Source organism: Streptomyces sp. NPDC048506 (assembly GCF_040651315.1).
GTDB lineage: Bacteria > Actinomycetota > Actinomycetes > Streptomycetales > Streptomycetaceae > Streptomyces.
Genome location: NZ_JBEZIX010000008.1, coordinates 156178 through 179381 on the forward strand (window position 1 = coordinate 156178; position 23204 = coordinate 179381).

General features: G+C 72.9%; 16 protein-coding genes. 8 read left to right on the forward strand and 8 right to left on the reverse strand.

Going from position 1 to position 23204, the window contains the following annotated elements; translation table 11 throughout:
* Nucleotides 1–3: 3 nt before the first annotated feature.
* The 4 genes from AB0C96_RS08695 to AB0C96_RS08710 all read right to left on the reverse strand — a co-directional run bounded on the left by AB0C96_RS08695 (nt 4) and on the right by AB0C96_RS08710 (nt 5007).
* Entirely contained in the window at nt 4–1068 is a 1065-nt protein-coding gene (locus AB0C96_RS08695) for a S1 family peptidase (RefSeq protein ID WP_362915091.1), read from the reverse strand.
* Nucleotides 1069–1292: 224 nt separating this feature from the next.
* Nucleotides 1293–3533, reverse strand: coding sequence for a xanthine dehydrogenase family protein molybdopterin-binding subunit (locus AB0C96_RS08700; protein WP_362915093.1), 2241 nt, complete (start codon nt 3531–3533; stop codon nt 1293–1295).
* Nucleotides 3530–4525, reverse strand: coding sequence for a xanthine dehydrogenase family protein subunit M (locus tag AB0C96_RS08705; RefSeq protein WP_362915095.1), 996 nt, complete (start codon nt 4523–4525; stop codon nt 3530–3532). The genes AB0C96_RS08700 and AB0C96_RS08705 overlap by 4 nt, the downstream gene beginning before the upstream one ends.
* Before the next feature lie 23 nt (nt 4526–4548).
* Nucleotides 4549–5007: a (2Fe-2S)-binding protein gene (locus AB0C96_RS08710; RefSeq protein ID WP_362915211.1), complete on the reverse strand. Its 459-nt coding sequence runs from the start codon at nt 5005–5007 to the stop codon at nt 4549–4551.
* A 296-nt stretch (nt 5008–5303) separates the two neighbouring features.
* Between AB0C96_RS08710 and AB0C96_RS08715 the strand changes: the two genes are divergently transcribed.
* From AB0C96_RS08715 to AB0C96_RS08740, 6 genes are all read left to right on the forward strand, one after another.
* Nucleotides 5304–5597: an SHOCT domain-containing protein gene (locus tag AB0C96_RS08715; RefSeq protein WP_362915097.1), complete on the forward strand. Its 294-nt coding sequence runs from the start codon at nt 5304–5306 to the stop codon at nt 5595–5597.
* Between the two features lie 228 nt (nt 5598–5825).
* Nucleotides 5826–7766 carry a sulfatase gene (locus AB0C96_RS08720; RefSeq protein ID WP_362915099.1) on the forward strand — a complete coding sequence of 647 codons (1941 nt, stop codon included), beginning with the start codon at nt 5826–5828 and terminating at the stop codon, nt 7764–7766.
* Between the two features lie 181 nt (nt 7767–7947).
* Nucleotides 7948–9162: an EfeM/EfeO family lipoprotein gene (locus AB0C96_RS08725; protein WP_362915101.1), complete on the forward strand. Its 1215-nt coding sequence runs from the start codon at nt 7948–7950 to the stop codon at nt 9160–9162.
* Between the two features lie 14 nt (nt 9163–9176).
* Nucleotides 9177–10442 carry an iron uptake transporter deferrochelatase/peroxidase subunit gene (gene efeB / locus AB0C96_RS08730; RefSeq protein WP_362915213.1) on the forward strand — a complete coding sequence of 422 codons (1266 nt, stop codon included), beginning with the start codon at nt 9177–9179 and terminating at the stop codon, nt 10440–10442.
* Nucleotides 10443–10606: 164 nt separating this feature from the next.
* Nucleotides 10607–12448, forward strand: coding sequence for an alkaline phosphatase family protein (locus AB0C96_RS08735; RefSeq protein WP_362915102.1), 1842 nt, complete (start codon nt 10607–10609; stop codon nt 12446–12448).
* A gap of 124 nt (nt 12449–12572) precedes the next feature.
* Nucleotides 12573–14756, forward strand: coding sequence for a protein kinase (locus tag AB0C96_RS08740; protein WP_362915104.1), 2184 nt, complete (start codon nt 12573–12575; stop codon nt 14754–14756).
* A 19-nt stretch (nt 14757–14775) separates the two neighbouring features.
* Here the strand turns inward: AB0C96_RS08740 and grpE are convergent, their stop codons facing one another.
* From grpE to AB0C96_RS08755, 3 genes are all read right to left on the reverse strand, one after another.
* A complete protein-coding gene (gene grpE, locus AB0C96_RS08745; protein ID WP_362915106.1) occupies nt 14776–15399 on the reverse strand; it encodes a nucleotide exchange factor GrpE in 624 nt (207 codons plus the stop codon).
* Nucleotides 15396–17294: a molecular chaperone DnaK gene (dnaK, locus tag AB0C96_RS08750; protein WP_362915108.1), complete on the reverse strand. Its 1899-nt coding sequence runs from the start codon at nt 17292–17294 to the stop codon at nt 15396–15398. The genes grpE and dnaK overlap by 4 nt, the downstream gene beginning before the upstream one ends.
* A gap of 451 nt (nt 17295–17745) precedes the next feature.
* Nucleotides 17746–18027 carry a hypothetical protein gene (locus AB0C96_RS08755; protein ID WP_362915110.1) on the reverse strand — a complete coding sequence of 94 codons (282 nt, stop codon included), beginning with the start codon at nt 18025–18027 and terminating at the stop codon, nt 17746–17748.
* Nucleotides 18028–18271: 244 nt separating this feature from the next.
* Here AB0C96_RS08755 and AB0C96_RS08760 point away from each other — a divergent pair, with 244 nt between their 5' ends.
* Nucleotides 18272–19174: an SDR family oxidoreductase gene (locus tag AB0C96_RS08760; RefSeq protein ID WP_362915112.1), complete on the forward strand. Its 903-nt coding sequence runs from the start codon at nt 18272–18274 to the stop codon at nt 19172–19174.
* A gap of 5 nt (nt 19175–19179) precedes the next feature.
* Here the strand turns inward: AB0C96_RS08760 and AB0C96_RS08765 are convergent, their stop codons facing one another.
* On the reverse strand, nt 19180–19941 hold the full coding sequence (locus tag AB0C96_RS08765) for a GNAT family N-acetyltransferase (RefSeq protein WP_362915114.1): 762 nt from the start codon (nt 19939–19941) through the stop codon (nt 19180–19182).
* Nucleotides 19942–20175: 234 nt separating this feature from the next.
* Here AB0C96_RS08765 and AB0C96_RS08770 point away from each other — a divergent pair, with 234 nt between their 5' ends.
* Nucleotides 20176–23202, forward strand: a complete 3027-nt coding sequence (locus AB0C96_RS08770) for a hypothetical protein (protein ID WP_362915116.1) — start codon at nt 20176–20178, stop codon at nt 23200–23202.
* The last annotated feature ends 2 nt before the right edge of the window (nt 23203–23204 follow it).

The following is a 23204-nucleotide window of genomic DNA, read 5'->3' on the forward strand; positions in this document are numbered from 1 at the left end:
CGCTCAGCCCAGTTGGGATCCGGACTTCTCCAGGGCCTCGCGCACCGTCTGGTAGAAGGTCTCGCCTCCCAGGGTGCAGTTGCCGCGGCCGCCCGAGGTCAGGCCGAGCGCGGTGCCGCCGTCGAAGAGCGGGCCGCCGCTGTCGCCGGGCTCGGCGCAGATACTGGTCTGGATCAGACCGTCGACCGGGCCCTGTTGGTAGTTGGCGGTCACGTCCAGTGCGATGACCTCGCCGTTGTGGACGTGGGTGGTGCTGCCGCTGCGCCGCACCTTCTGGCCCACGATCGGTTCGGCGGCCTTGGTGATGGGTTGCGCGCTGCCGTAGAGATCCACCGCGCTGGGGTGCACCACATCGGCCGCGGTGTACTTCACCAGTGAGAAGTCGTCACCGGGGAAGGTGGCGCCGTCCGTCACGGCGACGTCGGTGCCGCCCTGGTTCCCGGACCAGTTCTGCACCGCCTTGCCGCAGTGCCCGGCCGTCAGGAAGTACGGCTGCCCGCCCTTGATGACGTTGAAGCCCAGCGAGCAGCGCGCCGTACCGCCCCAGATGGCGTCGCCACCGGCGATCAGCGGACGGAGTTCCGTCGTCGCGTGGGTGAGGGTGGCCCGGTCGCCGAGCGATGTGGCGACCTTCCTGAGCTGGTCCAGGTTCTTGCCCTGGACCGTGGGGTCGGCGACGATCACCACCTTGTTGATCCGGGGATCCATCGCCCAGGTCGTCCCGGGGATCGCCGCCTGCTCCTTGAGGGTGGCCCGGGCCGCGTCCAGCGAGGTGAGCGAGTACTTGACGATCTTCGCCTGGGCGCCCGCCGCACGGACCTTCTCGGCGGCGGACTCGCTGGTCACGTTCACGATGAGCATGTGGTTCTCGGCGTCGTAGTAGGAGCCCGCTCCCTCGTCGCCGAGACTGGAGCTGATCTCCTTGGCGCGCTGTGCGGCGGTGGTCGCCGACGGTGGGTCGGGGGCCGGGCCGGTGGCGGCATCGGCGCTCGGCAGGGTCAGTGCGACGGTGATCAGGGCCACCGCACCGGCACCGGTGATGAGGGTGCGAGGCGTGCATGCGCTCATGTGCTTCAACTCAAGACCTCTGGTGGGGGATGGGCCGGTGGTGGAGGTCCGGCCCCGGAGGACGGTGGGGCGTTTCCCTCGTTTTCGCGCTTCTCTAGTTCTTTCCTGTCCTCGCCGGGTGCCACACCCGACCGGTCACAGCTCCGCCGGATTCACCTGTACGGCCGGTGGTGTGAGGGGGCGTCACCGGCCGGCCGTGCGCCGACCGGCGGCAGGTCGTCGGATCAGAGCAGGTCCTCGATGGTGATGGGCAGTTTGCGGATGCGGCGCCCGGTGGCGTGGTGGACGGCGTTGGCGATGGCTGCGGCGGCGCCGACCTGGCCGACCTCGCCGACGCCCTTCACCCCGAGCGGATTGACGATCTCGTCGGCCACCTCGACGAGTTCGACATCCACCTCCGGCGCGTCGGCATTCACCGGAACGAGGTAGTCGCCCAGGCTGGAGGCGACCCAGCGGCCCCGGCGCGGATCCATGTAGTTGGCCTCCAGCAGGGCCTGGCCCAGCCCCCAGAGCATGCCGCCGATCAGCTGACTGCGTGCCGTCTTGGGGTTGAGGACCCGGCCGGGGGCGAAGGCGCCGACCATCCGGCGGACCCGGGCCACGCCGAGGTGCGGGTCGACCGCCACCTCGGCGAACTGGGCGCCGAACGTCATCATCCCGTAGTTGTGGCTCTCGGGTGACGGGGACCAGGCGCCGGCCGCCTCGACGTCGGGGAGGAGGTTCCGGTGCAGCAGATCGCCGTAGCTCTCCCCGGTGTCGGGGGCGTCGCGCAGCATCATCCGGCCGTCCCGGACGGTCACGGCGTCGGGATCGGCGCCGTACAGCGGCGACTGGGCGTCCGCGACGGCCTGTGCCACCAACTGCCGGCGCAGGTTGGTGGCCGCGGTGTGGACGGCCGCGCTGATCATTCCCGCCCCCGAGGAGCCGACCGCCGCGGCGATGGTGGGCAGCATGGTGTCACCGCCCTCGAAGCGGCAACGTTCGACGGGGAGACCGAGGGCGTCGGCGGCCACCTGCGTCATCACGGTGGCGACGCCGGTGCCGAAGTCGGGGGTCGCGGCCTGCACCACGGCGGTGCCGTCGGAGTAGAGCCGGGCCCGGGCGCGCTGCGGGTTGTTGGGGCCGTAGACCGGGTAGCCGGCGGTGGCCATGCCGTAGCCGATCAGCCAGTTGCCGTCGCGGTGGGACCGCGGCTCGGGGGCGCGCCGGTGCCAGCCGAAGCGTGCCGCGCCGCGCTGGAGGCACTCCCCGAGTCCGCTGCTGGACCAGGGGTGGCCGGTGGTGGGGTCGGTGTCGGTGGCGTTGCGCAGCCGCAGTTCGAGCGGATCGATGCCCAGCTCGTGGGCGAGGTCGTCCATGCTGCTCTCCAGCGCGAACATGCCGGAGGCCTCACCGGGGGCCCGCATGAAGGTGGGCGTCATGGTGTTGGCACGGAACAGCCGGTAGACGCCCTCGTAGTTCGGGCAGGCGTACATCCGGGAGGCGACGCCGAGGGAGGGCTCGGCCCAGTCGTCGAAGTGCGAGGTGGGCGAGAGCTTGTGGTGCCGCAGCGCGGTGAGGCGGCCCTCCTTGTCGGCACCCAGCGTGATGTGCTGCTCCTGCTCCTCCCGGTGGCCGACCGAGGTGAACATCTGCTCTCGGGTGAGGCTGAGCTTGACGGGGCGTTGGACCTGGCGGGCGGCGAGTGCGGCCAGGGCCGGGTGCGCCCAGATCATGGCCTTGCAGCCGAAGCTGCCGCCGACGTAGTGCGAGATGACGCGCACCTTCGACGGCGTCAGGCCGAGCAGCGCCGCGACGGTGAGCTGGGTGGCCGCCACGCCCTGGGTGCCGTCGTAGAGGGTGAGCTGGTCACCGTCCCAGGCGGCGGTGGTGGCCGAGGGCTCGATCGGGTTGTGGTTGTTCGCGGCGAAGGTGTACGTGGCGTCGAGGCGGACGTCGGCCTGCGCCAGCCCCGCCTCGACGTCCCCGCGCGTGCTCCGGCCGGGGACGAAGCCCGCGAAGATCGCCTCGGGCTCGTACGCCAGGTCCCGCCCCTGGTCGAGTGTGGTGACCGAGGGCGTCTCCTGGTACGAGACGCGGATCAGCGCGGCCGCGTGCTGGGCGCGCTCCAGGGTGTCCGCGACCACGACGGCGACCGGCTGCCCCGTGTAGTGCACGACCTCGTCCTGGAGCGGGAAGAAGGTCTGCCCCGGAGCGGGCATACCGGCGAGGGAGGGGATCAGCGGGGGCTGTCCGGCGGCCTTGGGCAGGTTCTCGTGGGTGAGGACGGTGAGCACCCCGTCGGCTTGCAGCGCCTCGGTGGTGTCGATGCCGGTGACCCGGCCGCTCGGCACGCGCGCGCCGACCAGCACCGCGTAGGTCATGGTGGCGAGGAGCAGGTCCGCGGAGTACTGCGCTCCGCCGGTGACCTTGTGGCGGCCGTCGACGCGGTCGACGGGCCGTCCGATCGCGGGGGCTGTCGTCATGACGGACCCTCCGTGCCGGTGAGCGTCGCAAGGACGCGGACCAGGCTCCGCTGGGCCAGCTCGACCTTGAACGCGTTGAGCGGTGTGGCGCGGGCGGCTGCGAGCTCCTCACGGGCGGCCCGCCGAAAGGTCTCGGCGTCGGCGGGCGCCCCGCGCAGCACGCCCTCCGCACGGTGGGCGCGCCAGGGCTTGGTGGCCACCCCGCCCAGCGCCAGCCGCACCTCGTCGATGACGCCGTCCCGCAGGGTCAGCGCGCCGGCGACGGAGGCCAGCGCGAACTCGTACGACTCCCGGTCGCGGACCTTGAGGTACCGGGACGTACGGGCCGCGGGCAGGCCCGGAACCTCGATACCGACCACCAACTCGCCGTGCTCCAACGGGTGTTCCAGGTGCGGGGTGGTCCCCGGCAGCAGGAAGAACTCGTCGATCGGGTAGACCCGTCGGCCGCGGGGCCCCTCGGTGTGGACCCGGGCGTCCAGGGCCATCAGCGGGACCGCGACGTCCGACGGGTGGGTGGCGATGCAGTGGTCGCTGACGCCGAGGACCGCATGGCCGCGGTTGAAGCCGTCGAGGGCACTGCATCCGGCGCCCGGCTCCCGCTTGTTGCACGGGGAGGTCGCGTCGCGGAAGTAGCCGCAGCGCACCCGCTGCATCATGTTGCCCCCCATGCTGGCCATGTGGCGCAGCTGCGCGGAGGCGCCGAGCACCAGCGCCTGCGCGATCATCGGGTACCGCTCCCGCACGGCGGGGGCCGCGGCCACGTCGCTCATCCGCGCCAGGGCACCGATGTACAGGCCGCCGTCCGGCCGGTCCTCGATCTGGGCCAGGGGCAGGTCGTTGATGTCCACAAGCCGGCGCGGCAGCAGCACGTTCTGCCGCAGCAGGTCGACCTCGGTGGTGCCCCCGGCGAGGAAGTCGCTGGTGGGGTCCGCGGCCACCGCGGCAACCGCGTCGGCGACGGCGCCGGCGCGCGAGTAACTGATGGGCCGCACAGCAGGGCTCCTTCGGTCTGGTCTCAGGTCCGGTCGCGCACCGTGCGGATGGCGGCCCGGATGTGGGGGTAGGCGGCGCAGCGGCAGATGTTGCCGCTCATCCACTCGCGGATCTCGGCGTCGTCGGAGGCGTGTCCCTCGGCGAGCAGCGCCACCGCGGACATGATCTGGCCGGGGGTGCAGAATCCGCACTGGAAGGCGTCCTGATCGATGAAGGCGCTCTGCATGGCGTGCAGCTCGTCGCCCTCGGCGAGCCCTTCGATGGTGGTCACCTCGTGCCCCTCGCAGGCGATCGCCAGGGTGAGGCAGGCCAGCACCCGGCGGCCGTCCACCCACACCGTGCAGGCGCCACAGGTGCCCTGGTCGCAGCCCTTCTTCGCGCCCGTCATGTCCAGACGTTCCCGCAGTGCGTCCAGCAGGCTGACCCGCGGTTCGGCCTCGAACGCGTGCTCGTCCCCGTTGACGGACAGGGTGATCTTCACCGGGTCGGGGCCGCGTTCGGGCAGCACGGCGGCTGCGGGCGCCCGGGACGGGGTGTGCGGAGCGGACACGGACGGACCTCCTCTGGCCGGGTAATTCATCCTGTTTCATCCGTACAGTGGCCGCGACCGGTGCCCGCCACCGGCGAGGGCGGCACGAGGGTGCGCCCCGGTGGGCCGCCGTCGGTCCGCCGCGTCCCCCGACGCTCGCCACCACCGCGACGGCGGAGTAAGAATTGAAGGGAGATCACTCGCGAGTTCGGCATCCGCACCCTGTCTGAGCTGGGAAGTGAAGCGCGATGTTCTGGTACGACCACGGTGCAGGCGGGTGGGCCTGGTTTGCGATGTCGGTCGGCGCGGTCTTGTTCTGGGCGCTGGTCATCACCGCAGGCGTCGTGCTCTTCCGCGCCTTCGCCCGTTCGGCGCCGTCCGGCGGCGAGCGCACCGGCTGGCCCGGTGGTCGCGGGCCCGCGGCGCCCACCGCCGAGCAGATCCTCGCCGAGCGCTACGCCCGGGGCGAGATCGAGGACGAGGAGTACCGACGGCGCCTGGCCACCCTCCGCGCCTCGACGGGCGGGCCGACGGAGACCTGACCCCGGGCCGGGCATCCTCCGGTCCCCTCCTTCGGTCCTCTCCTCCGGAGGAGAGGACCGGGAGCCGCACGGCACTGGGCGGCGGCCCCACCGGCGACTCATGCGCCACAACCGTCCCGGAGATTGAACGGAACCCCACGGCGGCCCGTACCGCATGGCGGCGGGCCCCTGCCTCCCCGGCCTGGCCCCGTCGTGTCACCACCGGGCTTCGCACGGAAGGACCTTCGGGTGCCGCACGCCACGCGCTCATCCCAACAACCGCACACGGACCGGGCGACCACGGAGGAGGACCCCGCGCCGGGCGTCCCACCGGGGCGCGCGTCGGACGACCCTCCGGGACGCGCTCCGGCAGACCGCCCGGACGAGACGCCGGACGGCACCGGCGCCATGACGGAGGCCGGCTCAGCGACGGAGGCCGGCTCAGCGACGGAGGCCGGCTCCGCCACGGAGGCCGGCCCAGCGACCGAGTCCGGGCCCGTGGCGGAGGCCGGCTCCGTGGACGGCGGTTGGCGCGAGCGGCACCCGCGCCCGGCCCGGACCCTTGCGGTGCTCATCACCGCCCTCGCCGCCGCCCTCGTCCTCGGCGCCCTCCTGTTGCCGAACGAGCTCTCCCGCCTCACCCCCGGCGCGTTCCTGCGCATCCCGGTGGAAGGGATCGCCGGCGTCGCCCTGCTGCTCCTCCTGCCGCCCAGGGCGCGACGGTCGGCGGCGGTGCTCGCGGGCGCCGGCCTCGGCCTGCTGACCGTCCTCAACCTCCTCGACATGGGCTTCTACGCGGTCCTGGACCGGCCCTTCGACCCGGTACTGGACTGGGTCCTGTTCGACGACGCCGAGTCCTTCCTCGCGGACGCGGTCGGCGGAGCGGGCGCCCTCGCCGCCGTGCTCGGCGTCGCGCTGCTGGTCCTCGCCGTGCTGCTGTTCATGACGCTGGCCGTCGTCCGGCTCGGCCGCCTCATCTCCCGGCACGGCGCCGCGGCGACCCGCACCACCCTGGTCCTGGGCACCGTCTGGACGGTCTGCGCGGCGCTCGGCGTGCAGCTCGCCGGCGTCCCGGTCTCCTCCCGGAGCACCGCGGAACGCATCGACGACCGGGTGCACCAGGTGGGCGAGGGCCTGAAGGACGAGCGGGAGTTCGCCAAGGAGGCCGCCGGCGACGCCGCCCGCAGCACCCCGCCCGATCAGCTGCTGACCGGCCTGCGCGGCAAGGACGTCATCTTCACCTTCATCGAGAGCTACGGGCGCAGCGCGATCCAGGACCCGAGGATCGCACCCCAGGTCGACGCGGTCCTCGCGGACGGCACCCGCCGGCTGCGCAAGGCCGGGTTCGCGTCCCGGAGCGCCTGGCTCACCTCCCCGACGTCGGGCGGCGGCAGCTGGCTGGCGCACTCCACCCTGATGTCCGGCCTGTGGATCAAGAACCAGCAGCGCTACCGCACCGTCACCTCCAGCGACCGGCTGAGCCTGACCGGCGCCTTCCGGCGCACCGGGGCCTGGCGGACCGTCGGCATCATGCCGGGCGTCACCCGCTCCTGGCCGGAGGCGCGGTTCTACGGTCTCGACCACGTCTACGACTCCCGGACCCTCGGCTACCGGGGGCCCCAGTTCAGCTGGTCCACCATGCCCGACCAGTACAGCCTGGCGGCCTTCGAACGCCTCCAGCACGGCCGGCCGGGCACCAAGCCGCTGATGTCGGAGATCATCCTGACGTCCAGCCACAACCCCTGGGCCCCGCTGCCCAGGATGCTCGGTTGGGACGAGGTCGGCGACGGATCGGTATACCACGCCGTCAAGAAGGCCGGTAAGGACCCCAAAGAGGTGTGGCAGGACCTCGCCCAGGTGCGCACCGAGTACGGGCGTGCCATTCAGTACTCACTGCGCAGCCTCGTCTCCTATGTGACGAAGTACGGCAAGAAGAACACCGTGCTGGTCTTCCTCGGCGACCACCAGCCCGCCCGGGCCGTCACCGGCGACACCGCCGGCCGGGACGTACCGGTCACCCTCGTGGCCCACGACCCGGCCGTACTGGACCGGATCTCCGGCTGGGGCTGGCGGGACGGCCTCAACCCCGGCCGCACCGCGCCGGTCTGGCGGATGGACACCTTCCGCGACCGCTTCCTGACCGCCTACGGCCCGCACCCCGGCTCCGGTCGCCAGGCGGCCGCCCGGTGAACCGGCGGGGAACTCTCGGCGTCTCTTTGGGGGAAAGGGCGTTCGGGCGCCGCGTGCTGCCTAGCATGGACACCGTCGCCGTCCGGTGCGCAAGCGCCCCGCCCGCCCGGACGCCGGCTCGCACCCTGTACCGCGCGACGCCCACCGATCGCGCGCCGAACGACCCCTCGGGAGGCCCGGAGTGCCGCGATCCGGCCTCGGGAAGCCACGGTCGCCCCGCGTATGGGGCACCGGCTGCGCACTCCTCGCCGGCGGTCTGCTGGCCGCTTCGGTGCTCACCGGCGGGGCGGGCGGCGCCGCGCGGGGCGGGCCGGCCACCGCCGACGGGCTGCCGCACACCGCCGTCGAGGTGTCGCCGAGCGGCTGCGGCCGGGGCTGGCGGCACCCGCACCCCGGCACGCAGGTCTTCGATCTGCACAACACGTCCGACACCGCGGCCGAGGTGTACCTCACCTCGCCGTCCAGCGGCGCCGTGTACGGCGAGGTGGAGGGGATCGGCCCCGGGACGACGCGCCAACTGCGGGTCCGGCTGGGTCGGGGACGGTATGCGTTCCGGTGTCTGCCGGACGATGCCGACGCGGTCGCCGGGCCCACGGTCCGGATAGGCGGCGGCGGTCGCGGGGGACCGGCCGCGGCCCCGATCACCGAGCACGACCTGATTCCGCCGGCGCTCGACTACCAGAAGTGGGTGGCCCACGGGCTGGCCGACCTCGTCGGACGCACCGGCCGGCTGCGGGACGCCGTGGCTCGCGGGGACCTGGCCGGTGCCCGGGAGGCCTGGCTGTCCGCGCACCTGGCGTACGAACGGCTGGGCGCGGCGTACGGGACCTTCGGCGACGCGGACCGGAGGATCAACGGCACCGCCGCCGGCCTGCCCGGCGGCGAGCGGGACCCGGCGTTCGGCGGTTTCCACCGCGTCGAGTACGGGCTGTGGCACGGGCAGTCCGCCGACACCCTGCGCGCCCCGGCCACCACGCTGGCCGCGGACGTACGGAAGCTGCGGGACGACTGGGCACAGGCGCGGATGGAGCCGGCGGACCTCGGCCTGCGGGCACACGAGATCCTGGAGAACACCCTCCAGTTCGAGCTCACCGGGCGGACCGACTACGGCAGCGGCAGCAACCTCGCCACCGCCCGCGCCAACCTCGACGGCACCGCGGCGGTACTCGCTCGGCTGCGCCCCCTGTTGGCCACCCGCTACCCCCATCTACCCCGGCTGGCAGGCGAGTTGAGCCGGGCGCAGCACCTGCTCGACGGCTTCCACCGGGACGGGCGATGGACCCCGCTGGGCCAACTGGACCGTACCCGGCGGGAGCGGATCGACGCGTTGATCGGAGACCTGGTGGAACGGCTGGCTCCGGTGGCGACGCTGTGCGAGGCACGGAGGACGGCGTGAGCGGGGTGAGTGGTGTGGGCGGTGCGGACGGGGTCGGCCGGCGGGGTTTCCTGCGCGGTGCGGCACTCGCCGGGGCGGGGCTGGCGGCCGGCGGCGCTCCGGCGGCCCACGGTGCGCAGCAGGCCGGGGTGACGGTCCCGACGCCGGGCCCCGGTCTGTCCCCGGCGGCACCGCAACCGGCCGTGTTCCACGGCCCGCACCAGGCGGGGGTGCTCACCGCGCCCCGCCGGGTCACCGCGTTCACCGCGTTCGACATCACCGCCGAGGACCGCCGGGAGCTCGCCGATCTGCTGCGTGCCCTCACCGCGCGGGCACGGTTCCTGACCGCCGGTGGCACGCCGGCGCCCCTCGGCATCACCGGCCCGCCCACCGACTCCGGCATCCTCGGGCCGCGGCTGCCCACCGGCGCGCTCTCGGTCACCGTCGGGGTCGGCGCGGCGCTCTTCGACGACGACCGGTTCGGACTGCACGCCCGGGCGCCGCGCCGCCTGACCACCATGCCCACCTTCCCCGACGACGACCTCCAGGCCGACTGGTGCCACGGCGACCTGAGCCTCCAGCTGTGCGCCGACGACACCGACACCGTGCTGCACGCCCTGCGGGACATCGCCCGGCACACCCGGGGCGGGATGCAGGTCCGCTGGCGGCTGGACGGCTTCACCAGTCCGCCCCGCCCGTCCGGCACGCCCCGCAACCTCATGGGGTTCAAGGACGGCACGGCCAACCCGGATGCCCGCAGCGCCCGGGAGATGGACCGGCTGGTGTGGGTCGGACGCGGCACCGGCGAGCCGGACTGGGCGGTCGGCGGCAGCTACCAGGTGGTGCGGCTGATCCGCATGCTGGTCGAGTTCTGGGACCGGGTGTCACTGACCGAACAGGAGCGGATGTTCGGCCGCGCCCGGGAGAGCGGGGCGCCCCTCGACGGCGACGCCGAACACGACACGCCCCACTACCCCGGCGACCCCAAGGGCGACGTGATCCCGCTGGACAGCCACATCCGGTTGGCCAACCCCCGGACCGCGGCCACCGCCGACCAGCGGATCCTGCGCCGCGGCTACAGCTACGACAAGGGGCTGGACCGCAACGGCAACCTCGACATGGGCCTGCTGTTCTGCTGCTATCAGCAGGATCCGGCCCGTCAGTTCGAGACCGTCCAGCGACGGCTGGCCGGCGAGCCGCTGACGGACTACATCAAGCCCTTCGGCGGAGGCTACTTCTTCGCGCTGCCGGGCGTCCGCACCGCGTCCGACTGGTACGGCCGGTCCCTGCTCGCCCCGTGACCACGGCCCGTCGCCAAGGGTCAATACCTGGTCAAGGTTTGACCGTGCTTACCTGACCCAGTGTTCACTCCGGCGTCATCATGGCTCTGCCGGACCGCCGTACGCCCGGTCGAACATCCCGCCCGTACAGCACCACCACGTCCCTGTTCGGAGGGTGAACCATCATGGCCAGTAGGGGAAGACGAGCAGCAATACGCAGCCTGGGCGCGCTCACGAGTGCTGCGGCCCTCGCCGCCCTGGCCGGGGCGGCGCCGGCCCGGGCCGCCGGGCCGCACCCCGACGCCTCCCACACCGCCACGCCCGTCAAGCACCTGGTCGTCCTCTTCGACGAGAACGTCTCGTTCGACCACTACTTCGCGACGTACCCGAAGGCCGCCAACACCGACGGCACCAGGTTCACCCCCTCCCCGCGCACGCCCCGGGACATCGACAACCTGCGCACCGCCGGGCTGCTCAAGCACAACCCCAACCAGTACGCACCCAAGCGGCTCACCCCGCAGCAGGCCATGACCTGCGACCAGAACCACGACTACGCGGCCGAGCAGTACGCCTACAACGGCGGCAAGGCCGACCGGTTCGTCGAGAACACCGACTCCGGCAAGTGCTCCGGCGGCCTCTTCGGCGAGCCCGGACTGGTGATGGACTACTACGACGGCAACACCGTCACCGGACTGTGGAACTACGCCCAGCACTACGCCCTCAACGACCGCTCCTTCAGCTCGGTCTACGGCCCGTCCACCCCGGGGGCGCTCAACCTGGTCTCCGGACAGACCCACGGCGTGATCTCCGTGGACCCGGCCTCCGGCACCGAGAACCCCCGGCAGACCGCCACGCCCGACCCGCACGCCGTGCAGTCACCGGACGCGAAGGGCGTCGGCACGGTCGTCAACGACCCGGACCCGGCGTACGACGACTGCTCCGACAAGGACCACACCAGCAAGAACGCGCTCGCCGCGATGCAGGGCCGCAACATCGGTGACGTCCTCAACTCGCGCCATGTGAGCTGGGGTTGGTTCCAGGGCGGGTTCCGTCCCAGCACCCCGTGGGACGGCCAGTCGGGCCACTACGCCAAGTGCGGCGGGACCACCCACACCAACGTCGGGGGAGCGGCGGTCGTCGACTACAGCCCGCACCACTCGCCGTTCGCGTACTACAAGTCGACGGCCAACCCGCACCACTTGCCGCCGAAGAGCGTCGACGAGATCGGTCACGCCGGATCGGCCAACCACAACTACGACCTGACCGACTTCGACGCCGCCCTCAAGGCGGGCAAGCTGCCGGCCGTCAGCTTCCTGAAGGCCCCCGAGTACCAGGACGGGCACGCCGCCTACTCCGACCCGCTCGACGAACAGCACTTCCTCGTCGACCAGATCAACCACATCCAGCAGTCGCCCCAGTGGAAGGACACCGCGGTCGTCGTGGCGTACGACGACTCCGACGGCTGGTACGACCACGCCTTCGCCAAGCCGCGCAACGGCTCCAAGGACAGCGCCACCGGCTCCGACGGCAAGCCCACCGACAGCCCGGCCTGCCAGGCCGGCCCCGCGCCCGCCGGTGGCTACGCGGACCGCTGCGGCCCCGGCACCCGGCAGCCGCTGCTGGTGATCTCCCCGTACAGCAAGGTCAACACGATCGACCACACGCGGACCGAGCAGACCTCGATCATCAAGTTCGTCGAGGACAACTGGCACACCGGCCGGATCGGGGACGCCTCCTTCGACGCCCGGGCCGGTTCGCTCAACGGCATGTTCGACTTCCGGCACCCCCACCTGAAGCAGGTCCTGCTCAACGCGGACGGTTCGGTCAAGTCGGTCGGCCCGATCCGGCACGTCGACCCGATCGCCACGACCATCACCCCGGGCCCGGCGATGCAGAACGCGGCCACCACCGCCGACGCCTCCGGCCTCCCCGTCCTCCCGATCGGCATCGGCGCCGCCGTGCTGGCCGCCGGCGCCACCGGCACCGTCCTCGTACGGCGCCGCCGCACGGAGCGCGGCACCGCCTGAGCGACCGCCCGGTCGCGAGCCCCGGCGGGTCGCGGGGCCCTGCTGGAGCTTCCTCAACTCCCCGTGTCGTGGCACTGTTTGACCTGTGTCACGACACGGGGAACCAGGGGGAGGGTGGCACGGGATGGCCGGAGGGGGAATCAGGCCGCTCGGCGGGGACGATCCGCAGCGGCTGGGTCCGTACCAGCTGCTGGGTCGACTCGGCTCCGGTGGCATGGGGCGGATCTACCTGGCACGGTCCGCGGCGGACGATGCGCTCGTCGCCGTCAAGACGCTGCTCGCCGAGGGCGTCGTCAGCGACACCGACCGCCGGCGGTTCGCCCGCGAGGTGAAGCTGGCCCGGCGGATCGACAGCGCCTACACCGCCCGGGTGCGCGACGCCGATCCGGACGCCGAGCGGCCCTGGATGGCCATCGAGTACATACCGGCGCCGGCTCTGTCGGAGCTGGTGCGCCGGGCGGGCCGGCTGCCCGGACCGGCGGTGTACTGGATCGCAGCCGGCAGCGCGCAGGCGCTGATGGCGCTGCACGACGAGAAAATCGTCCACCGGGACGTCAAACCCCAGAACATCCTGCTGCCGCTGTCCGGGCCGCGCCTCATCGACTTCGGCATCTCGCACGCCAACGACCTCACCCGTACGTCGCTGACGCTGGGAACCATCGCCTTCACCTCGCCGGAGCAGGCGCGCGCCGAGCCGTCCACCCCGGCGTCCGACGTGTACGCGCTGGGCGCCACCCTCTTCCACCTCGCCGTCGGCCGCCCGCCCTACCCCGACACCGAGGACACCATCCGGCTGCTGGCGCTCGTACAGCGCGGGGAACTCGACCTGGCGGGGCTCCCGGAGGACCTGGCTCCGCTGATCCGCCCGTGCCTGGCCGTCGATCCGTCCGAACGACCGGGACCTTCCGCGTTGTTGCTGCGCTGCCGGCAGGAGCTCGACGGTCCACCGACGTTCCGGCGCGACGCACAGCGGCTGCCGGCACGCTGGACCCGGCTGATCGAGGAGTACGCGGCGCACGGACGGGCGCTGCGCGAGGGCGACAGTGCACCGGCGCCGCCGATCGACGGAGTGACGCAGCCGGTGCCGCCGCCGAAGCCGACCCGCGTCTACACCTGGGCGCGGGCGACGAACGTCCTGGAGGCGAACAAGCAGCGCTGGGAGCGTCAGGAGCGCGAGCGCCGCGAACCCCGGGAACGGGAGCGGCAGGCGCGCGAGGCGCGGGAGTGGAAGGCCCGTGCGGAGCGGGTGCGGAAGGCGGGCGAGGAGCGGGATCGGCAGCAGCGCGCCGCGCAGGCCGGGCCACGCAAAGGCGCGCAGGGCCGCGCCGCGCAGGCCCGGAAGCAGGTGCCGCAGGCTCCGAAGAAGGCAGTGCAGGGCCCGAAGCAGGCGGCGCAGGCTCCGAAGAAGACGCCGCAGGGACCGAAGAAGACGCCGCCGGCCCCGAAGAGGGTGGCGCCGGCCCCGAAGAAGGCGGTCACCAGCCCGAAGAAGAGTTCCGGGGACGGCGGTTGCCTCGGGTGGGCGGTGCTGGCCGCCGTGGTGGCGCTCTTCTTCTGGCATCCGTGGAACAGCGACAGCACCTCCGGCTCGTCCGGCGGCCCGTCGAGCGGCCCGTCGCCGAGCAGCGCCTACTCGACCGGCGGACTCGGCACCCTGACGACGGGCGGCTCGGCCACGGGCGGATCGTCCACGAGCGGCGGGAGCGGTCCGAGCACCGACACGTACGGGAGTTCGTCGGGCGGTGGCTCGTCAGGCGCGTCCGGCTCGTCCACCGGCGGCGGCAGCGATACCTCGCCCACGCCCTCCGCGTCCCCCACCCGCAGCGCGACCGACCAGGCCTTCGCGTCCGTACGGGCCGGCGACTGCCTCGACGCGTACCAGAACGGCTACGGGGACTGGAGCCGCGCGGCACCGGAGGAGGTCGGCTGCGGAGCGGTCAACGCCTACCTGCGGGTGCTGACGGCGAGGGACGGACCGGCGGTCTGCTCGATCGGCCGGGGCCGCGGCAGCTGGCGGCACACCGCCGACGACTCCTCGTCCACGACACTGTGCGTGGAGCGGCAGTTCCGCACCGGCCAGTGCTTCCTGGCGAAGGCCTCGGGCAGCCAGCCCGGCAGCGCCAACCTGCTCACCATGTGGAGTTGCAACGCGACCAAGGTGCCGCGCGGCTTCAACTACATCATGCAGGTCACGGCGGTCATGTCGGCCTCGTCCGGGACGAACGCCTGCCCGGCCGAGGCCGGCCGCTACCGCTACTCGTGGAACGTCTACGACGGCGGCACCATGATCTGCGCCAAGGTCGCCTGACGCCGCCGTGCGCCGTCGGTCAGCGCGCCGCCGGCGGTTCGCCCGTGACGGCCACCTGGGCCGGCCGCAGCAGCCGGTCTCCCACCCGGTAGCCCTGGCGGAGGACGGTGGTACAGGTGGCGTGCCCGGCCCGGTCCACCGGGGTGTAGGTCATCGCCTCGTGGACGGTCGGGTCGAAGAGCTCGCCCTCCGCGCCGACGGACTCCAGGCCCAGCGACGTCAACTCCGCTTCGAGGATCCGGGTGACGCGCCGGAACCCACCGGTCACCTCGCCCTGCGCGGCGGCCTCGGCGACCGCGTCGAGCACCGGCAGCAGCCGCTCCAGCACATTGACCACGGCGATCTGGCCGACCGCCAACCGGTCGCGGTGGATCCGCCTGCGGTAGTTGTCGAACTCGGCCTTCAGCCGTTGCAGGTCGGCCGTGCGCTCCCGCAGTTCGGCCGCGAGCCGCGTCTCGTCGGACCCCGGCGGCACGGCACCGGCGGCCGGCTCCGAGCGGGACGGCGTCGCCGACGGCGGTGGCGACGTCTCCTCGGGAGTGGCGTCGCGCGGGCGGCGCGGCCCGGGGCGGTCCTCCGGCCGGTGCCCGACGAGCGCCAGCGGAGGGCGGGGCAGGCCGCCGACATCGGTCGGGCGGTTCATCGTCCGCTCCCTTCCTGCTTGTCGTCGTCGACGATCTCGGCGTCCACCACGTCGTCCTCGGCGCCCTCGGCCTTGGCCTGCTGCCCGCCGGCGGCAGTGCCCTCGGCGCCACCCGCGGCGGCCTGCGCGGCCTGTGCGTCGGCGTACATGGCCTGGCCCAGCTTCTGGGAGACCGCCGCGAGCCGCTCGCTGGCGGTGCGGATCTCGGCGGTGTTGTCGCCGTCGGCGGACCCGCCCTTGAGCTTCTCCTTGAGCTCGCCGACGGCGGTCTCGACCTCGGTCCTCACCTCGGCGGGGACCTTGTCCTCGTTGTCCTTGAGGAACTTCTCGGTCTGGTAGACGAGCTGCTCGCCCTGGTTGCGCGTCTCCGCGGCCTCCCGCCGGCGACGGTCCTCCTCGGCGTGCCGCTCGGCGTCGCGGACCATCTGGTCGATGTCGTCCTTGGGGAGCGAGGAGCCGCCGGTGACGGTCATCTTCTGCTCCTTGCCGGTGCCCAGGTCCTTCGCGGTCACGTGCATGATGCCGTTGGCGTCGATGTCGAAGGAGACCTCGATCTGTGGGACACCGCGCGGGGCCGGCGGCAGACCGGTCAGCTGGAACATGCCGAGCTTCTTGTTGTACGCCGCGATCTCGCGCTCGCCTTGGAAGACCTGGATCTGCACGGACGGCTGGTTGTCCTCGGCGGTGGTGAAGATCTCCGAGCGCTTGGTCGGGATCGTGGTGTTCCGCTCGATGAGCTTGGTCATGATGCCGCCCTTGGTCTCGATGCCGAGGGACAGCGGGGTGACGTCCAGCAGGAGGACGTCCTTGACCTCGCCCTTGAGGACACCGGCCTGAAGGGTGGCGCCGATGGCGACGACCTCGTCCGGGTTGACGCCCTTGTGCGGGTCCTTCCCGGTCAGCTCCTTGACCAGTTGGGTCACCGCCGGCATCCGGGTCGACCCGCCGACCAGGATCACGTGGTTGATGTCGGCGACCTTGATCCTCGCGTCCTCGACCGCGTTGTGGAAGGGCGTCTTGCACCGCTCCAGGAGGTCGGCGGTCATCTGCTCGAACTGGGACCGGGTGAGCTTCTCCTCCAGGTGCAGCGGCCCCTCGGGGGACGCGCTGAGGTACGGGAGGTTGATGGTCGTCTCGCTGGCGGCGGAGAGCTCGATCTTCGCCTTCTCGGCGGCCTCGCGCAGCCGCTGGGTGGCCATCTTGTCCTGTGACAGATCGATCCCGTACCCGTTCTTGAACTGCTTGGCCAGGTGATCGACGATCCGCTGGTCCCAGTCGTCACCACCGAGGTGGGTGTCGCCGTTGGTGGCCTTCACCTCGACGACACCCTCGCCGATCTCCAGCAGCGAGACGTCGAAGGTGCCGCCACCGAGGTCGAAGACCAGGATCGTCTGGTCGTTCTCCTTGTCGAGGCCGTACGCCAGCGCTGCGGCGGTCGGCTCGTTGACGATCCGCAGGACCGTCAGCCCCGCGATCTCACCGGCCTCCTTGGTCGCGGTGCGCTGTGCGTCGTTGAAGTACGCCGGAACGGTGACCACGGCATCCGTCACGTCCTCGCCCAGGTACTCCTCGGCGTCCCGCTTGAGCTTTTGCAGCACACGCGCCGAGATCTCCTGCGCGGTGTACCGCTTGCCGTCGATGTCACCGCTCTCCGGGAAGCGCCACTCCGGGTCCCCCATGTGGCGTTTGACCGAGCGCACGGTGCGTTCGACGTTCGTCACGGCCTGCCGTTTCGCGATCTCGCCGACCAGCACCTCGCCGCCCTTGGCGAAGCCGACCACCGAGGGGGTGGTCCGGGCACCCTCGGCATTGGCGATGACCGTGGGCTCACCGCCCTCCAGCACGCTGACCACCGAATTCGTCGTCCCGAGGTCGATGCCGACTGCTCGTGCCATGGTCTTCTCCTCGTCTTGCGGCCCGCTCGGTGAGCGGGCCCACGCCGGGGGTGGTGGAGAGGCGGTGGTGCGACCACGCCGTCGGCCGGGCGCCCCGCGGCTCCTCCGGCCTCCCCGCGCAACCACTCCCACCTGCTGATATCGGAGACCGAGCCCGCTACATCAACTGCATAGATCGCGCCCGGACGCCTGTCAAGATGTACCCATTCGCGGCGAATATTCCCATGCCGGGGCCGCTCCGGGGATCGGCCGAACGGAGCGGAACGCCGGGCCTCCCCTCGCGCGGGCCGGCGGCAAACGGCCTGACGACCGGCCGGAGGGGCGCTCCGCCAGTCGTCAGGCAGTGTTCCGGGCATCCGCTCCCGGTATGTGGGGAAGCCGAGGCCCCGGGGGTGAGGTGAGCTCCGGAGATGCGCTCACCTCACCGCCGAGGCGGCTCGCGGGGGCCTCGTCAGAGAATCCAGTGCAGCAGCTTCAGGATGCCGAGGCCGTGGAATTTCTTGTGGTGTCCGTGCTTGCTGAAGCCGCAGCTGCAGTGCCGGCCCTTGTTGCCGTGGTGCCCGCGGCCGTGGCTGTCGAAGCCGCCATAGGCGATGGACACCGATGCCGCAGCCGACCCCCGGTCATCCACGGGAGCTGCGGACGCGGTCCCGGATCCCGCCATGACGGCGCCACCGGCCAGCAGAGTCGCCGCCGCACCCAGTGCGGCGCGCTGCATCAAGCGATTTCGCATCAGATCTCCTTCTTCATGCCGGGACAGCCGGTGCTGCCCTCGTCTCCAGAGATATGTCGCCCCCGCGCCGAGCGCGCGCCCGCACGAGCCGGCAGGGTGAACTTGCGGCCGGGGACCGGGGAGGTGCCACGAATGGCAGCAGCCCTCTGGGGCGGTGTCAGATGCCCGGCGGGCGCCCCCGGAACGGCGGCACTACCGTGGACGACCAGTGGCCTCGGCCCCCGGGCAGCTCGCGGAGTGGGACATGACCGGCAGACGCACCGGCGCACGGCAGCCGCTCTCGGGGCGGGTCGCGGTGGTGACGGGCGCGGCCCGGGGCCTGGGGGCGTGTCTGGCACGCGCCCTGGTGCGACGCGGGGCGACGGTGGCGCTGGTCGGATTGGAAGCGGCCGCGCTGGAGCGGCTCGCGCGGTCGTACCCGGGGCGCGCGTACGGCTGGTCGGTCGACGTCACGGACCGGGACGCCCTGGCCGAGTGCGCCGACGACGTGCAGCGCCGCCTGGGGCCGCCCTCGGTGCTGGTCGCCAACGCCGGCGTGGTCGCCGGCAGCCCCTTCCTACAGTCCGATCCGGACGTCTGGCGCCGGGTCGTCGACGTCAACCTCGTCGGCAGCGCGCAGACCGTCCGCGCCTTCCTCCCCGGCCTCCTCGCCACCCGCGGCTACTACCTCCAGATCGCCTCGCTGGCGGCGCTGACACCGGTTCCCATGATGTCGGCGTACTGCGCCTCCAAGGCCGGGGCCGAGGCGTTCGCCCACGCGGTCCGCGCCGAGGTCTCCCCGCGCGGAGTCGACGTCGGGATCGCCTATCTCAGCTGGGCCGACACCGACATGATCCACGCGCCCGTACTGCGGGAACTCCGTGCGCACCTGCCCTGGCCCATGGGGAAGGTCTATCCGCCGCAGCCCGTCGCCGACCGCCTGGTCCGCGGGGTGGAACGGCGGGCGACGATCCTCTACGGCCAGCCGTGGGTGCGCGCCGCCCAGGTCGTACGGGCCGGGCTGCCGGGGCTGGCCACCCGCCTCTTCCGTACCGCCATGCCGGTCCTGGAGAGCCGCGGCGACCTCGCGGCGCCCGGCCTGATCGGCGCGGGCGGCCGCGCCGACGACGCGGCCAGGTCAGCCGCTCGCCGACGGAAGGGCGCCTGAGCAGGTCACGGCGTGGCGATGCGGGCGGCCACGCACGGGTCCTCGTTGCGGTATCCGAGGCGGGTGTAGAGCCGTTCGGCGGGGGAGTTGTCGGCGAGCTGCCACAGGGTGCAGAACCCGTGGCGGCGGACCGCGTGCCGGGTCAGCCATGAGGTCAGCGCCGCGCCGAGCCCCTGGCCGCGCCGGTCGGCGTCCGTGGCGACGGACGCCATCAGGGGAGCGCCGCTGTCCCGCAGGCTGCTCAGGGCTCCACAGGCCACCAGCGGACCGTCCGCGCCGCGGATGCCGGCCCAGAGGCCGACGTCGGCGGACCCGGGGCCGGTCGAGTGGGCCGGGCTGTGCCGGGTGAGGAAGGCCAGCAGCTCCTCATGGTCGGCCCCGTCGAGCTCCACCACGCGCTCCTCCGCCGGGTGCACGGGCGGTTCCTCCAACGTCCAGCGGAAGACCCACTCGACCACGTCCGTCACGGCCAGATGGCGCCCGACCAGTGCATCGGTGCCCCGGGGTGCCGTGAACTCCCGCACGATGTCCGGGAGTTGGTGTGCGGCGCGCAGGACGAGGCCCGCGGCGGCCGTGGGTGAGCCGACGCTCCACACATGCCCACGGGCTTCGTCGAGCCAGGCGGCGGCGCCGTCGCCGGACCAACTGATCCGGCCGGTCGGGCGGTGCCGCGCGGCACCGAAGCGCAGCAGGGCGGAGCCTGCCTGCCGCTCCAGGCCCTGGTCGAAGAGGTCGGCGGTCCGGGGTACGAGGGTCGTTGCCTGCATCGCTCTCTGCACAAGGACGGAGGGGAGGGGGACGCCCCGGGCACGCAGGCTGCGCGGCCGGAACCGTCCGTCTGTGGAGCAGGGGAGCCCGGCGGCGACGGCGCACTCGGCGCGCCCGGCCGCCCGGACGGTTCACTGTGGCACACCGCCCCCGGGCCGGGGCAAATCCGCGATGAACTCCGGGAGGCAGGGCGGTCGGGCGGTGTCAGTGGCGCCTAGTAGGGTCCCGTTGCCATGGAACTCAAGGGGCGCACTGTTGCGCTGTACGGAGCCTTCTCCTCCGTCGGGAAGGACGAGGCGATACGCCGGCTGGAGGCGCTCGGCGCCCGGGTGGCGGACGCGGTGACCGAGCAGACGGACTTAATCTTCCTCGCCCATGGAGAGCGCGGCCCCCTGCCCCGCACGGACGCCATGCTCCGCACGCCGGACCTCGACGAAGACGCACTGCTGGGCATGCTGGAACGCGAGGAGAACAAGGGCGTCACCGCCACCGCCGGGACGGACCCGCGGCCGTTCCTGTCACCGGACGCCCTCGCCGCCACGGCCGACTCCCAGGCGCTGTGCGCCCTCCTGGACGGCGCCGACTGGTCGGCCTTCACCCCGGATCGCGATCTGCCGCCGTTGCGCGCCCGTCTGACCGCACTGGAGGACAGCGCGGGGGTGACGGACGCCCACCGGCTGGCCACCCGCCGGCTGCGCGAGGCGGTCGAGCCGCGGCTGCTGCACCCGTACGGCCACGACGTGGAGATCGTGGGGCACGCCCTGAGCCCCGACGGCCGCTACCTCGCCACCGGCAGCTGGGTCGGCGACGACTACGACGAGGGCGGCGTCCTACAGATCTGGGAGGTGGCCACCGGACGGTGCGTCAACACCGTGCCCGGCATCGAGGGCGGCATCGGATGGCCCGACTACGCGGGCACCATCCAATGGTCCGCCGACTCCACCCGCCTGGCCATGGCCTACGGCACCAACCGGGTGGGGGTGTGGAACCCCGCCGACGACACCCCGGACCCGATCGCCACGGCCGATGTGACGGACGGCAACTCCCGCCCGTCCGCGTTCGCGCTCTCCCCCGACGGACGCAGCGTCTACCACCACTGCGGCACGAACGGCGACGGCGGACTACAGGGCTGCCTCGTCCCGTTGGACCGCGGCGCGTTGTCCTGGCTGCCCAACCACGTCGACACCGACCATCCGTACCTCATGGCGCGGCGCCTGCCCGACGCCGTACGGCGGGGCTTCGACGAGGCCGAACCGGCGGACGACCACGACGACTTCCGCGTCGGACAGTGGATCGAACGGCCGGTCTGGTCGCGCGACGGCACCCGCCTGTTCGGCGCCAACGCCCTGGGCGTGGACGCCTCGACCCGCGCCGTGCTCTGGTACGCCCCCGCCAAGCTCGCCCTGCCCAGCCCGGACGGCCGCCTCGTCGCCGTCGTCACCACCCGAGGGCTGTTCTTCCGCAATGCGGATGACGGGCGGATCCGCTGCGGCCCCTTCGTCCTCGGCCGGCCTTGCTCGCTGCGCTGGGCCCCCGGGGGCGCCACCAACCGGCTGGCCGTGCTGACCCCCGGATCGGACACCGCCGCACCCGCGGTGCACATCTTCGACGAGGACGACCACGTCGGCAGCGTCGCCATTCCGCACCCGGAGTGGGCGGACGACGAGCGGTGGGAGGGCGACCGCAACGCCTGGGCCTGGGCGCCCGGAGGTGACCGCGCCGCCTGCCTGACCTACGAGGACACCGTCGAGGTCTGGTCCCTGACGCGTCCCGCCCGCGCCCGGCGCCTGCGCAGCATGCCCGCGGAGGGCGCCCGTGCGGTGCACTGGGGCGCCGACGACACGCTGGTGCTGGTCGCCGAGACCCGCGTACGGTTCGTGCGCGCCGAGACCGGTGAGGTCCTCGGCGACTTCGGCTTCCTGCGCGTCCCCGAGGGGTCCCGCCCCCTGGAGGGCGACGTCCTGTACGAGTTCGAGCGGCAGGTCTTCGCCCTCGACGACCGGACCTGGGCGATGACACTTCAGCCCGACGTGGTCATCGCCCCGGCCGACCGCGCGCAGGCGCTGGACTCCGCACTGGCCTGGGCGGTGGGGGGCCGGTACGCCTGGCCGGTGCGGTGGGGCGCGCTGCGGGTGCTGCCCGACGCCCGCACCGCCGCCGACCTCCCCGACTCCGAGGACGCCGCGCTGCTCCGCGAGTACCGCGAGGACCTGGAGGAGTTGGCGCACTGCGACGAGCCCGCACCGTGGCCGCCGCCGAACACCGCGGGCGTGGACGCGCTGTACGAGGTGGCCCGCCACAGCACCGCCCACCTCGACGTCCTCAGCTGGGGCTACCACATCGGCGCGCACCTGCGGGCCGCCGCCCGGCTGCGCGCCCGGCACGGCGAGCCGGAGGCCGCCCTGGCGTTGGTCGACGACATCCCCGAGGAGATGGCCCATGCCGCCGCGGCCGCGGACGTCGCCGTGCTGCTCGCCCGCGCGGGGCGGAGGGAACCGGCACACGGCGCGTTCAGCCGGGCCGAGTCCGTCCTCGACGGGGACGCCGGCACGGAGGTCGATGCCGACACCGCCGCGTCGTTCGCCGCCGCCTGCCAGGCACTGGGCGACCCCGGGCGCGCCGAGGACTGGTTCCGGCGCGCCCGCGCGGCCATCACCATCGACCCCAATCCGTGGGAGGACCACCTGGCGGTGCTGCACTCGATGGTGGAGTGCGGACGCGAGGACCTGGCCCGCGCCGTCCTGGCGGACCGCGCGACGCATCCGCCGGACGGCTACACCTCGGAGCCGGAGTGGCTGGTCCATCTGATCCGCAGTGGCCGGATCGACCTCGCCCACGCCTGCCAGCAGTTGCCCGGCTGGGAGGTCCCCTACGAGGTGCTGATCGCGCTCGCCGAGGCCGGGCGCCCGGACTTGGTGGAGGGGTGGGGAGGGCACAACTGGGCCGTCGACGACGAGCTGCTCGAACGGGCCCGGCAGGCCGCCACCGCCGGTACCGCGCCGATCCGGCCCCGTACCCCGACCGACCAGGACATCGCGGAGTTGAGGGCCGCGCATGACGAGATACAGCGCACACCGCACGCCCAACGACGGCACCCCACCGAGCTGTTGATCTGGCGTGCCGCCGAGTGCGGACACTTCTCCGCCGCACTCGACCTGTTGGAGCTGATCCCGCTCAGCGGTGACTTCAACGACCGCCCGGGCGTGGCGTTCCGCGCGCTGTGGCGGGCGCTCACCGGGTTCGACCAGAGCCCGTGGTGACC

Excerpts from the sequence above, each read along its gene's own strand:
- AB0C96_RS08695 (WP_362915091.1), bottom strand. The coding sequence starts at position 1,068 with ATGAGCGCATGCACGCCTCGCACCCTCATCACCGGTGCCGGTGCGGTG.
- AB0C96_RS08700 (WP_362915093.1), bottom strand. The coding sequence starts at position 3,533 with ATGACGACAGCCCCCGCGATCGGACGGCCCGTCGACCGCGTCGACGGC.
- AB0C96_RS08715 (WP_362915097.1), top strand. The coding sequence starts at position 5,304 with ATGTTCTGGTACGACCACGGTGCAGGCGGGTGGGCCTGGTTTGCGATG.
- AB0C96_RS08735 (WP_362915102.1), top strand. The coding sequence starts at position 10,607 with ATGGCCAGTAGGGGAAGACGAGCAGCAATACGCAGCCTGGGCGCGCTC.
- AB0C96_RS08740 (WP_362915104.1), top strand. The coding sequence starts at position 12,573 with ATGGCCGGAGGGGGAATCAGGCCGCTCGGCGGGGACGATCCGCAGCGG.
- grpE (WP_362915106.1), bottom strand. The coding sequence starts at position 15,399 with ATGAACCGCCCGACCGATGTCGGCGGCCTGCCCCGCCCTCCGCTGGCG.
- dnaK (WP_362915108.1), bottom strand. The coding sequence starts at position 17,294 with ATGGCACGAGCAGTCGGCATCGACCTCGGGACGACGAATTCGGTGGTC.
- AB0C96_RS08755 (WP_362915110.1), bottom strand. The coding sequence starts at position 18,027 with ATGCGAAATCGCTTGATGCAGCGCGCCGCACTGGGTGCGGCGGCGACT.
- AB0C96_RS08760 (WP_362915112.1), top strand. The coding sequence starts at position 18,272 with ATGACCGGCAGACGCACCGGCGCACGGCAGCCGCTCTCGGGGCGGGTC.
- AB0C96_RS08765 (WP_362915114.1), bottom strand. The coding sequence starts at position 19,941 with ATGCAGGCAACGACCCTCGTACCCCGGACCGCCGACCTCTTCGACCAG.
- AB0C96_RS08770 (WP_362915116.1), top strand. The coding sequence starts at position 20,176 with ATGGAACTCAAGGGGCGCACTGTTGCGCTGTACGGAGCCTTCTCCTCC.